At 40.4% G+C, this 12,718-nt stretch carries 9 protein-coding genes; 4 read left to right on the top strand and 5 right to left on the bottom strand.

Annotation, left to right across the window (positions count from 1 at the left end; genetic code table 11):
• Positions 1 to 35: 35 nt before the first annotated feature.
• The 5 genes from OQ289_RS08130 to OQ289_RS08110 all read right to left on the bottom strand — a co-directional run bounded on the left by OQ289_RS08130 (position 36) and on the right by OQ289_RS08110 (position 8,088).
• Positions 36 to 2,360, bottom strand: coding sequence for a TonB-dependent receptor (locus OQ289_RS08130; RefSeq protein ID WP_270090236.1), 2,325 nt, complete (start codon positions 2,358 to 2,360; stop codon positions 36 to 38).
• A 258-nt stretch (positions 2,361 to 2,618) separates the two neighbouring features.
• Positions 2,619 to 3,443 (bottom strand): alpha/beta hydrolase, encoded by an 825-nt coding sequence (locus OQ289_RS08125; RefSeq protein WP_270090235.1) that lies wholly within the window; start codon positions 3,441 to 3,443, stop codon positions 2,619 to 2,621.
• Positions 3,427 to 4,335, bottom strand: a complete 909-nt coding sequence (locus OQ289_RS08120; RefSeq protein WP_270090234.1) for a hypothetical protein — start codon at positions 4,333 to 4,335, stop codon at positions 3,427 to 3,429. Before OQ289_RS08120 ends, OQ289_RS08125 begins: the two co-directional genes overlap by 17 nt.
• Positions 4,336 to 4,404: 69 nt before the next feature.
• Positions 4,405 to 5,031, bottom strand: a complete 627-nt coding sequence (locus OQ289_RS08115) for a hypothetical protein (protein ID WP_033564400.1) — start codon at positions 5,029 to 5,031, stop codon at positions 4,405 to 4,407.
• 132 nt (positions 5,032 to 5,163) lie between these two features.
• A complete protein-coding gene (locus OQ289_RS08110) occupies positions 5,164 to 8,088 on the bottom strand; it encodes an FAD-binding and (Fe-S)-binding domain-containing protein (protein ID WP_270090233.1) in 2,925 nt (974 codons plus the stop codon).
• Between the two features lie 293 nt (positions 8,089 to 8,381).
• On the opposite strand from OQ289_RS08110, the gene OQ289_RS08105 reads away from it, so the two are divergent.
• The 4 genes from OQ289_RS08105 to OQ289_RS08090 all read left to right on the top strand — a co-directional run bounded on the left by OQ289_RS08105 (position 8,382) and on the right by OQ289_RS08090 (position 12,709).
• Positions 8,382 to 8,912 carry an FUSC family protein gene (locus OQ289_RS08105; RefSeq protein WP_270090232.1) on the top strand — a complete coding sequence of 177 codons (531 nt, stop codon included), beginning with the start codon at positions 8,382 to 8,384 and terminating at the stop codon, positions 8,910 to 8,912.
• Positions 8,913 to 9,076: 164 nt separating this feature from the next.
• Positions 9,077 to 10,954: a CocE/NonD family hydrolase gene (locus OQ289_RS08100; protein ID WP_270090231.1), complete on the top strand. Its 1,878-nt coding sequence runs from the start codon at positions 9,077 to 9,079 to the stop codon at positions 10,952 to 10,954.
• A 184-nt stretch (positions 10,955 to 11,138) separates the two neighbouring features.
• Positions 11,139 to 11,612, top strand: a complete 474-nt coding sequence (locus OQ289_RS08095; protein ID WP_033564397.1) for an Lrp/AsnC family transcriptional regulator — start codon at positions 11,139 to 11,141, stop codon at positions 11,610 to 11,612.
• Between the two features lie 14 nt (positions 11,613 to 11,626).
• Positions 11,627 to 12,709: an EamA family transporter gene (locus OQ289_RS08090; protein ID WP_270090230.1), complete on the top strand. Its 1,083-nt coding sequence runs from the start codon at positions 11,627 to 11,629 to the stop codon at positions 12,707 to 12,709.
• Positions 12,710 to 12,718 lie beyond the last annotated feature (9 nt).

Genomic DNA, 12,718 nt, shown 5'->3' with positions numbered 1-12,718 from the left:
TTCACCCCCTGTTTGACACAGGATAATTGTTCATATTAAAATTTAAAATCCCAAGTAATGGATGGGATAATTCCGAAAAGTGCAATGCGATATGCTTCAGTCACATTGGCATTGGTTTCACTCTCCCTAAAATCAATAATGTATGCGTTCTTTCTGTTGTAGGCATTATATAGTCCGAATGACCAACTGGAATGAGATTTTTTATTCGGTCTTTTCTTCGCATATGTCGCGGATACATCCAACCGATGATAGTCAGGCATACGATAACCATTCCGCTCAGTATAATAGAACATAGTACGTCCATCTACTTCATATTTCCCACTCGGGAAGGTAATCGCATTTCCGGTGTTATATACAAAGGTAGCTCCCAATGTCCACTTTTTACTCAATTGATAAATACCAACGACCGAAATATCGTGTGTACGATCTTGTCTGGCATTAAACCAATCTCCATTATTAATCAAATCAAATTGACGCTCGCTTTTGGCTAAGGTATAGCTAATCCAACCGTTCAATCGACCCTCTCTTTTCTTTATGAACCATTCAACCCCATATGCCCGACCTTTGCCATACAATAATTCTCCTTCCAAGAATTCGTTTGCCTGTAAATCTGCTCCATTTCTAAAATCGATCTGGTTATCCATTTGTTTATAATAGGATTCTACCGAAAACTCGTACATATTATCACTAAAGTTTCTAAAAAAACCTAGCGCAACTTGATTGGCAAACTGGGGCTTGATATGCTCACTACTCATGACATATTGATCGGTAGGCAGACTAGAAGTCGTATTGGTCAGTTGGTGTAAATTTTGCGCGATTCGATTGTAGGAAAGCTTTACACTCTGCTTGTCATCAAGTAAGTAAGCCATCGACAATCTAGGTTCAATATTAAGATACTGTTTGATAACTTTATTGTCGCCATATACTTTGGTATTGATTGGCTCGCCATCCGTATCGTAATCATAGAATGTACCAGGTCCCAATACAAGGAAGTCCGACAACCTCACACCGTACAACACAGAGAGCCTATCGGACGGCTTCCATTCATGGGTAAAATATGCAGCAACATCCAGCCCTTTTCTAGCTTCCATAATGATGGAGTTAACTTCAGAATTGCCGCTAGCATTTAAACTGGCTGGAGAAATCTTCTGATGCAACAGGTGCACGCCGAATTTCAACGTATTATTATTGTTGGCAAAATATTGAAAATCTTGCTTCAGATTCCAATTGTTAATCTTAGAAGCAATCTTAAAATCAAAACTATCGTCATTGACGTTGACATTGTAATTGAAATTACTGTAAATCAACGAGGTGTTGCTAAAGAGCTTGTCGTTGACGACGTGATTCCAGCGCATAGTCGCAGTTGCATTGCCCCAATCAAAGCTAAACTTGTCGGAGTACCCCAAATCATCCTTTCCAAAATATCCAGAGAGATAAATCGTATTCCTATCATCCAACTTATAATTAGCCTTAGCATTTAAATCATAAAAGTAGAGTTTACTCTTCTTCGCATCTTCATCTTTTGACAATTTAAGGAAGAGGTCGGCATAAGTACGTCGACCACTAATCATGAATGAGCCCTTGTCTTTAACGAGTGGCCCCTCCACCTTTAGTCGTGAAGCAATAAGACCTATCCCTCCTTCTACTCCAAATTCTTTACTATTTCCATCCAGCATACTGATATCCATCACTGACGATATCCGCCCACCGTATTGAGCGGGTATCCCTCCCTTATAAAGCTCGACATCTTTGATGGCATCAGAATTGAATGTCGAGAAAAACCCCAGTAAATGAGATGAATTGTATACGGTTGCTTCATCGAGGAGAATCAGATTTTGATCGCCGCCACCACCTCTAACATAAAAATTAGAACTTCCCTCACCTCCGGTTGCAATTCCGGGTAGCAATTGGATTGTCTTAAGGATATCACGTTCACCAAATACTACAGGGATATTTTTCACTTCAGATGCGTTGAATTTAAAACTTCCCATTTGGGCACTCTTCACATTATTGCTTTTCTTTTGCGAGGATACGACCACCTCCTCCAATTGGTTTTGATCCGAGATAAGCTCCACATTTTGTTTTACATTATCGACAATAGTCAAATTGATTTCATTGCTCGTATAGCCGACATAACGATACGTCAACTTATGTGCGCCAGACGGTAAAGTCAATGAGTAGTATCCATAATTATTGGTACGGGTGAGTTGGGTTGGATCTTCTCCTTGAATGATAGCGCCAATTAATGTTTCTCCGGTAGCACCATCTCTGACGTATCCACTTACCGTGTAGTTGGTCTGTGCGGCACATACTTCAAGAATAGACAAAAGTAGTAATAGTAGTAAAGGTCTAATAACCATATTGCTTTATTTAACAGCCGATAAAAATAGAATAAAAAAAGGACATGAGCTGGCTTAATGGTTAATTTAACATATTGATTTCTTTAGATAAATGAGGATTCTCAACTATGGGATACAACATGATAAAAAAAACCGCTCTCGTGTAGTCGAGAGCGGTTTTGCTTTAAGTTTATAATGTAATTAGTATGGTTCTGCAAAAGCTAATTTCACCATTATTATCCAGTAAAGCAAATAGTTTATTCAAAAAAGACAGATTAACTACTTTTTCCCAAAAAATTGATTAAAAAATGCCATTTGAAAATCTAGCGATTGTCCCCAATAATTCCAATCATGCTTACCTGGAAAAGTCAAAAAATGATGATCGATATTCAGGTACTGCAATTTTTCATGTAGTTTGACATTTACGGGATAGAAAAAATCATCATATCCACAGTCGATGAAGAGTTTGAGATTTCCAGGAATAAGGAGATGGGTCATTTCTATCACGGACCGCTTTCTCCAAGCTTCTGGATCTGCAGAGCGACTTCCAATTCGTTTGGTAATACTCCAATTATTAGGAAATGGAAGAATATCTACCCCACCGGAAGTGCTCCCAGCGGCACCATATACATCTTGATGCTTAAACGCTAATGATAACGCCCCGTGTCCACCCATGCTCAATCCTGTAATACCTCTCCCCTCTCGGCCTTTAATAGTGTTATATTTTTGATCGATTTCTTTTACCAACTCTTGGGAAACAAAGGTCTCATACTGATAAGCAGGTTCATTTTCACTATCCCAATACCAACTATCGAATCCACCATCTGGACATACAACCATATATTTATATCGGTCAACTAGCTCTTTGATATGGGGTACTTTGTTGACCCAATCGCCATAATTCCCAGAATATCCATGCAACAAATAGAGCGCTGGCATTGCCTGTAGCTTGCTGTGATTGTCTGGCAAGATTACCACTGTTTTGATTTCTTTCTTCATCTTTGGACTCCAAACACTCAACGTGTCTACTTGCGCAGCAAAAGCGGCTAGTGTGCCCCATGAAAATAATACAGTTAAGAAAAGTCGATTAATTGGTTTGATCATAGTATTTGAGATTATAGCGATAAAGATAAGAACTTAGCCCAAAAGGTCTTTCACTCAGGGTGTAAAAACTTTGTGCATCTATACCAAAGCATATAGCTTCACCCTGAGCTTCCGCATCATAGCGTAGCTTAATATACGGTCGTTGCATAGTTAAAGTCCATCCTCGCTTGCTGTCAATCTGCCAATAATATATGTTCAACAGATTTTTGACGATTATCTGCTGTCCATCCGCACTAACATCGGCCGCAGTCACAAAGTTGAATCCTAATTCACCTGCTTTTGTCAAGATCGCCTGCTGATTTTCCCACGCCTGAAAGAAGTCGGTGATATAGATTCCTGACCGAAGTTCTCGTTTTGAAAATATGATTAGCTTTTTTGAGATAGGGTCAATAATCAATGCTTCGGCATCTTTAGGACCAGTGGGGTACATCACTTTAATACTTCTAATGGCGCTATTGGATACGGTGCCATGTGGTAGATGGGTGTCAATTTCGGGTTCTTCAAAAACATAAAGGGTAGTATAAGGTCGTTTACCCAGGTTGTCCCCAATATCCGCCAGCACCAAATGACTCTTACCGTCGATTTCCACCCATGCAATATCCTCACAATCAACAGCAGCCACTCCATCCAAGTTACAAGTGAATTTGAGTTGGGCCAATGAATCGATGAGGAAAATTCTAGCATCATCTCCGCTGTCATTATGTCCCCAAAAGAGGCCTGGATATTTCCTGGAGGCCACCAATCCAGATACCTCCTGTAGCTCGGGTGATGTGAGTCGCCCCAGTTGTTGTCTGTATTTCTCAGTATCAAGGCCTCCCTGCGCCTGCGCTTGTGGCATCGCAACATAAAATAACAACAACAGAAAAAAACGGTTATCTAATAAGAATCGCATATGCTAATATACAAAGAAGGGATGTTTGCGACATCCCTTCTTTGTATATTTATAATTATGAATCCTTCCTTACTCTCCGGTTAAAGCTTTTAGGAACTGCGTGCGGAAAGTGGAATCTTTCTCCGTTATCTCAAAAGAATTTTTATACATATCCAAAACGGAGAATACTTCAGCCTGCTGATTGTCAGGTGTGTCAAAAAACAATTTAAAGCTATAGGTGCTATTCTTAGTCAAATCAACTTTGCCTTTGTTGGATGAGAATACCGTTGGCAAAATTGGTGTTGTCACCATTGGTTTATTTGTCGGCATATTGAACACCTGTCCTACGACTTTTACAAAAGCATCCGACTCCGCGCCAATAGAGGAAATCTTGATTGCCCCTTTTCGAAATCCATTATCCTCATTGGGCGTTCCATCCGCATTTATCCCAGGGTTGATGTCGCCCAGTACTTCAAGTTTTACACCCACTGTATCCGACTTATATAGCCCTCTAGCGAGATAAAAAACTGAGGAATCAGTCTTACCATCTTCTGTAATGGTAAAGTAGAAGTGCTTCTTGGCATCTAGGGAATCTACCACTTCATGTAAAGTTGGACCAGAATTTTTTCCTTTTTCCTTTTTTTGATTGGATGAATTGCCGCAGGAAATGGTCAGTGCAATTGCGCCAACACCTAATAGAATTCTAACGAGGCTCATATTATGTCTGATTAATATTGATGTTAAAAAAAACAATTTTATTGAATAACAGCAATAAGATACAATTTGTTTTACGATATGGGCGCAATCTCTATTTTTTTGCGTCGGACATGACAGAGAAGAACCATAGGTTTAAATACATTTTTCTTTCAACGCTTTATACAAAATCTCAACCGGGTGATACGACATCCGCGAAGTACCATCTTTAATCTGATGACGACAAGATGTACCTGCTGCAGCTATTAACGTATCATTTGCTGTCTTTCGAACTTCAGGCAAAAGCACAAGTTCTCCAACCTGCATAGAAATATCGTAGTGTTCCTTTTCGTAACCGAAAGAGCCCGCCATACCACAGCATCCAGAGGGTATTACTTCCACCTGATAATGTGCAGGAAAAGACAGTAACGTCTCCGTGGCCTGCACCAAGTGGAAAGCTTTTTGATAGCAATGTCCATGCAACTTAATCCGTTGTGCTTGACTAGTAAATTGATCTTGGCGTATTCGACCTGCATTTATTTCTGCAACCAAAAACTCATCAATCATCAAAGCATTCTTACCGAGCTGCTCTGCTGCACTGCGGAGCTCAGCATCGACCAAAGCAGGGTACTCATCGCGGAAACTGATAATGCCAGAGGGTTCGATACCTATAAGTGGAACATCTGCCGAAACTATATCTTTCAATAAATGGACATTTCTATTAGCTAGGGACTTAGCATCTTTAACGAATCCTTTGGAGAGGTAGGTACGTCCACTTTGCTCATGTGTGGGCACGATAACCTGATAACCAAGCGCTGTCAATAGTTTATAAGCCGTCTTTCCAATCTCTACATCATTATATTCCGTGAACTCGTCGCAAAACAGGTAGACCTTTTTCTTATTGTCGGTATTTTTTTGCTTCTTCACCCAAGAAGAAAGCGTCATATTTCCAACTGTAGGAAGCGATCTATTAGGAGCGAAGCCGACAATGGACTTGACGACTCCCGACAATAGTTTGCTCTTGACAATAAAATTGTATATGGGCGCAAACATCACGCCTAGCTGTTGGGATTTGGTAAAGTTGGCTATCACTTTCGTACGAAATGACGACCCGTTGGCATCGTAATAGTGTTGCAAGAATTCGGCTTTCATTTTGGCAACATCCACACTCGATGGGCATTCGGTCTTACACCCCTTACAACTCAAACATAGATCCATTACTTCTTTCAATTCCTCATGATCAAAGCGATTTGTCTGTGTCGAATTGGTTAAAAACTGCCGCAGCATATTTGCGCGTGCACGCGTTGTGTCTTTCTCTTTCCTTGTGGCCATAAAAGATGGACACATGGTCCCACCAGTCACTTCCGTTTTTCGGCAGTCTCCAGATCCTGAACATTTTTCAGCTAGTCGAAGGATACTTTCCTCCTTACTAAAGTCAAAATAGGTCGTGATATCTTTACGATTATGATTGTTGTCATACCGTAAATGCGTGTCCATAGGAGGGGTATCTACTATTTTATTGGCATTGAAGATGCCCTTGGGATCGAAAATATATTTTACTCGCTCTAATAAGCGGTACACATCTTCTCCGAGTACCTTACCGATAAACTCCCCTCTCAATCTTCCATCTCCATGCTCGCCACTTAAAGACCCATTGTATTTCACGATCAAGTCGCTTGTCTTGTCTAATATACTTCTAAACGTTTTCTTTCCCGCGGCTGTCTTCAGATTTACGAAGGGCTCTATATGAAGTTCACCAGCACCTGCATGGGCGTAGTAAGATGCATGAACACCTTCTTCAATCAGAAGTGCTTGTATATCTCGTACATAGGCAGGCAAATCTTCTGGAGATACCGCACAATCTTCTATAAGATTGACGGGCTGACTGTCTCCTGGCAAATTGCGAATGAGCCCAAGACCAGCTTTGCGGACATCCCATACTAAGTCAGTCTGCGGACCTGTGACATAAGGATAAGCATAACCCAATCCTTTAGTAATCAAATCGTCACGTAATGCGTCTGCCTTTTGTCTTACCTCTGCTTCGGTAGCCCCCCTAAATTCGACAATAAGCAATGCCTTAGGATCTCCCTCAATAAAGAATCGATTGTGTTGATAGGTAGGATGTCCTACCGTAAAATCCATAATATATTTATCTACAAGCTCGGATGCTTCGGGGTTATGAGCTAATGCAACAATATTCCCTTCCATACAGGCCACCATATCGTCAAAATGAACACATAACAGTCCCAATTCTTTGGGAGGCAAGGGCATGAGCCGAAGCTTGGCTTCGCGGACAATCGCGAGTGTACCTTCGGATCCGGCCAAAAGATTACACATATTGAAGGGCATAGTCTTGTCGGTCAGTATATCTAATGCATATCCCGTATTGCGCCTTGTGATAGTCGACTTGGGATACCCTTTTTTAATCGATTCCAAACATTTTCTGTCTGTAAGGATCTCATTGAGATGTCGGTATATCTCTCCTTCCCTATCTTGTTGGATTAACTTTTGGAAATAAGAACCTTCATCCAATTGTTCAAACCGTACTTCTGAACCATCGTCTAGTATTACTTCTGCCGAAATCAAATTTTGACGGGTATCTCCCCATACGATGGAGTGTAGGCCACTGGAATTATTTCCAATCATGCCACCAACCATTGCTCGACTTGCTGTAGATGTCTCTGGTCCGAACATCAAACCATAGGGCTTTAGAAAAGCATTCAAATCATCGCGAATGACCCCCGGCTCTACCCGAACCCATTTCTCATCCGTATTCAACTCCAATATTTGGGTAAAATTCTTAGATAGATCTAATACAATCCCTCGTCCAACTACCTGCCCCGCTAAGGATGTGCCTGCTGTCCGGGGTATTAAAGTAATACGGTTATTGAAAGCATACCTAATCAGTAAGTGTATATCTTGCACGTCTTTTGGAATAGCAACCGCAAGGGGCATCTCCTGATACACAGAGGCATCAGTGGAATAAGCTATACGAACAGTGTGGTGTGCAGGTGTATCGTTGTAATAAAATTCTCCGTTTAGGAGGTCGGCCAATTGGTCTAAAGATTGAATACTTTCCACGTTTAAATCTAATTAAATATGTGTCAGCAAAGCTACTAACTATTGTTTTAAAAGCTAGACTATTTAAAAGGCTAAATTATGCGTAATTTTTCCAATAAAAAATATAAAAGCGCAAAAACATGCAATATTTTAGATAAAAATTATTGCGAGCTTGTTCTAATGGTTATTATATTTGTGCCAATTGGTCAGCATTCTCCTCTTTTGCCACAATGCAATGCTACCACCCACATTGATTTCCACTGACCTTGGTGTTAATTAGTGGGATACCATGTACAGACTACTTGACTTCTCGCATGAAAGACAAACTATTAAGATACAGTTTAGGTTCAGATCTTATTATATACACGTTACGGTGCCTCATTGGATTCTCAATTGGTTACTACATCTATTGGAAATTTCCAGAACATGAGCTCTATTGGATGTTGATTTCAATTATTCTCGTTATTTCTCCTGAGGAGAAAGATGCACTTAAGCTGTCGATTGAACGGTTCAAGTCCAATTTTATTGGTTCGGCAATAGGATTGGCTTGTTATTTCATTCCGGTACATCAAGTTTTCATGATGCTGATTGGCATCATATCCTCTATCATCGTCTGCCGAATTTTCAATATTTTGGCAGTGGCTCGGACGTCTATGGTGGCATTAATCATAGTCTTGGTCCACGAGCAGCAACAACATAGTTATTTCGGGGCATTCGAACGATTTCTGTCTGTAGGACTTGGCTGCTTCATCGGGTTGATGGTCACTGTATCTACAGCCGCGATAATCAATAGATTGCGTAAAAAACTAAATCTTCTAAGGGAAAATACTTCAGAACAATTATAATCCTTGAATTTATTTATTTTTTTTTCTAAGTTTAACCTTATATAGTAAGCTCTTGGAGAAAATATTCATATCAAATAGGAATGCCATTGAGCAACTAACAAGTATGCAGGAACGCGGTCTTCCAAAAAAATGGACGTACATCTGCGATTAGAAAATACAACCGGATGAACTTTAAAACGCTATTACTCTTTTGGTTTTTTGCGATTTCTGTACCACTCTTCGCTCAACAGCAATCAAGCGATTCGGCGTATGTGCGAGACCATTATACTAAAATCGAACATTTAATACCAATGCGTGATGGCGTTAAGCTATTCACGGCAATTTATATCCCGAAGGACCAAAGAAATGCTTATCCATTCTTAATCAATAGAACACCCTATACTGTATCTCCCTATGGCGAGCAGGAATATAAAAAGAGTTTGGGCAATTTCCCCGAAATGATGCGCAGGGGATATATATTTGTCTATCAAGATGTGCGGGGAAAATGGATGAGTGAAGGAAACTTTGAAGACGTCAGACCTCAACAGACAGATTACTCATCTAAACAAAACGTAGATGAGAGCACGGACATTTATGACACGATAGACTGGTTAATCAAAAATATTAAAAACAATAATGGTAACGCTGGTCTCTACGGAATTTCGTATCCAGGATTTTACGCAACCGCTTCTCTTGTGAATTCGCATCCAGCCTTAAAAGCGGTTTCACCACAGGCACCGGTTACAGACTGGTTTATTGGAGACGATTTTCACCATGGGGGTGCACTTTTCTTAATGGATGCTTTTAGGTTTATGTCTACATTTGGCGTACCTCGCCCACAGCCCATCACTCCTGATAAAGGACCTAAAGGCTTTCAATTCCCAATAAAGGATCAGTATCAATTTTACCTACAAGAGGGAAGCGTCAAAAATCTTAAGGATAAGTACTTCGCCGACAGTATCAAATTTTGGAATGACCTATTTGCTCACCCTGATTACGACAATTTTTGGCAAAGCCGCGTAGTGACCAAGCACTTGCACGAGGTAAAACCTGCGGTGATGGTTGTAGGTGGATTTTTCGATGCGGAGGATGCTTATGGTGCCCTCCATACGTATAAAGCTATCGAAAAACAAAATCAGAAAAATAAGAATATATTGGTCATGGGACCTTGGTTCCACGGCGGGTGGGTAAGAGGAGACGGAAGTTCTTTCGGCGATATATCATTCAATAACAAAACGAGCATCACTTACCAACAATCTCTAGAATTGCCTTTTTTTGAATACTACTTAAAAGGAAAGGGTGAATTTTCGCCACCTGAAGCGACCATTTTTTTAACGGGAAGCAATGAATGGAAAAACTTTACGGCATGGCCACCGAGAGATGTGACAACCCGAAATCTATACCTACACCCCAATGGCCAACTCTCCTTTGAGAAAGTACAGCGTACGGATAGTTGGGACGAATACATCAGTGACCCTAGCAAACCAGTCCCTTTTCAAGACGGAGTATGGGACACTCGATCACGAGAGTATATGATAGATGACCAACGCTTTGCCGCTAAACGTCCAGATGTCATGACTTACCAAACAGCTGTATTGACAGATAATATCACGGTGACAGGTCCCGTGATTGCGAATCTGATTGTTACAACAACAGGGACCGACGCGGACTATATCGTCAAACTCATAGATGTATTTCCAGAAGATACGCCAAACCCGGAGCCAAATCCAAATCAAACTCTTATGGGTGGCTACCAGATGCTCGTAAGAGGTGAAATACTAAGAGGTAAATACCGGAACAGTTTTTCGCATCCTGAACCTTTCGTGCCAGGAGAGATTACTAAAGTCAACTATGAACTTCCAGATATTGGGCATACATTCAAAAAAGGGCATCGCATCATGATACAGATTCAGCATTCATGGTTTCCATTGGCGGACCGAAATCCTCAAAAATTCATGAATATCTACGAAGCCGGACCGGCAGATTTCCAAAAAGCTACCCATCGAATTTTTCATGACGTGTACAACAGCTCTTATATCACGCTACCAGTGCTCGCAGACTAATCGAAGGCTTTAATCGGGATTAAACTCAAAATGAATCCCTTACTAAAAAAATAGCATCATTGGACGAGTAAATCCCACTCTCTCACTGCACAATATTCTTAACAACATTTTAATGACAGAATAATGTTCATTTTTGAATGTTATATTTTGAATATTATTCAAAAATCACTACCTTTGCAGCACAATGGCAAAAGTAGAATATAATTTAGATCAAATAGACTTGCAAATCTTACGTATTATGCAAGACAATGCACGCACCAATAACGCAGATATCGCGAGAGAATTGGGCATGGCCCCTTCTGCAATTTTGGAACGAGTCAAAAAATTGGAACAAAAAAACATTATTCTGGAGTATAATGCAAAAATCAATCCAGCTGCTGTAGATCAAAAGTTATTGTCTTTTATTTTCATTAAGGCTAATGATATCATAGGCGAACAGGGAGTTGGATTTCTTTTGGCTGAAATCCCCGAAGTCCAAGAAGTACATGATATCGCAGGTGATGACGGCTACCTTATCAAGGTAAGAACCAATGACTCCGCAGGTCTCGTCGACTTGATGCGTAATACGTTTTCAAAAATTGATGGAATTATCTCTACTCGCACCACTATTGTATTACAGACAGTTAAGGAACAACAGAAAATTGTTATTCCAGAGTAAAGGAGGTATCCACTATGCAAAATAATGTTACATTAAAAAAATCGAACCACAGCGCGATGGTCATTGCAGCTTATGCTGTTGTCTATATTGTTTGGGGTTCTACCTTTTTCTTTATTGAAAAAGCACTACACAGCTTCCCACCATTTGTACTTGGGTCACTGCGATTTGTTTCTGCAAGTTTAATCCTCATGACCTATTGCCAAATGAAAGGCTATAAACTTTTTAGCAAAAAGGCTGTATTTGATGCTCTACTTGTAGGATTTTTATTGCTTTTCATTGATATGGGAGCGGTCATTTGGGCTGAACAATACATATCAAGCGGCATAGTTGCCATCATGTCGGCAGCAGCAGCCATATGGTTTGTGCTGTTAGACAAATCTAAATGGAAAGAGAATTTCACGAGTGTACCGACTGTGGCAGGTCTATTCTTAGGTTTTTTGGGTGTGGTGATGCTTTTTGGGGAACAGCTGACAATGGCAGACGACCCGTCAAAAAGAACGCTTCGTATCTTGGCTATGGTAGCTATGATTGTAGGTTCTATTGCTTGGACGGCAGGTTCGCTGTATTCCAAATACAGCTCAAAAAAAGAAGAAAACGAAAATGTGCCGAAGGAGGATTTACATGTCATGGTCAAGACTGCGTGGCAAATGGTAATCGCAGGTGTCATGTTTAGTCTTGTCGCACTCTTTAATGGTGAATATGCCAACTTTGATTATACGACCGTGGCGACTAAAGATTGGTGGGCACTGTTATATTTGATTGGCTTTGGCTCTATCCTAGCTTTCAGCTCGTATATCTGGCTGCTACAGGTAAGACCTGCAACGGAAGTGAGTACATATGCATACGTCAATCCAATCGTAGCTGTAATACTCGCGTACTTTTTCACTGCCCATGTGGTCACGAGCCTTCAAATATCCGGGTTAGTCATTGTACTGGTAAGTGTACTGCTTATGAACTGGAATTTGTATAAAAACAATAAAACAGTAATGGCCGTACGGAATAAGGGTTTCAGACGAAAATCTGTGATAACACCAAAGGAAAGCATCAGTATAAAAGAAGTTGAATCTGAAAAACGTAATCCTAAAGCTTTAATCTAACCCAAAGTT

It is taken from the genome of Sphingobacterium sp. SYP-B4668 (assembly GCF_027627455.1).
Taxonomy (GTDB): Bacteria; Bacteroidota; Bacteroidia; order Sphingobacteriales; family Sphingobacteriaceae; genus Sphingobacterium.
The sequence above is the reverse complement of the archived record's forward strand: the minus strand, read 5'-3'. Positions and strand labels throughout refer to the sequence as shown.

Coding starts and splice junctions, on each gene's coding strand:
- OQ289_RS08090 (WP_270090230.1), top strand. CDS start 11,627: ATGCAAAATAATGTTACATTAAAAAAATCGAACCACAGCGCGATGGTC.
- OQ289_RS08105 (WP_270090232.1), top strand. CDS start 8,382: ATGAAAGACAAACTATTAAGATACAGTTTAGGTTCAGATCTTATTATA.
- OQ289_RS08125 (WP_270090235.1), bottom strand. CDS start 3,443: ATGATCAAACCAATTAATCGACTTTTCTTAACTGTATTATTTTCATGG.
- OQ289_RS08100 (WP_270090231.1), top strand. CDS start 9,077: ATGAACTTTAAAACGCTATTACTCTTTTGGTTTTTTGCGATTTCTGTA.
- OQ289_RS08095 (WP_033564397.1), top strand. CDS start 11,139: ATGGCAAAAGTAGAATATAATTTAGATCAAATAGACTTGCAAATCTTA.
- OQ289_RS08120 (WP_270090234.1), bottom strand. CDS start 4,335: ATGCGATTCTTATTAGATAACCGTTTTTTTCTGTTGTTGTTATTTTAT.
- OQ289_RS08115 (WP_033564400.1), bottom strand. CDS start 5,031: ATGAGCCTCGTTAGAATTCTATTAGGTGTTGGCGCAATTGCACTGACC.
- OQ289_RS08130 (WP_270090236.1), bottom strand. CDS start 2,360: ATGGTTATTAGACCTTTACTACTATTACTACTTTTGTCTATTCTTGAA.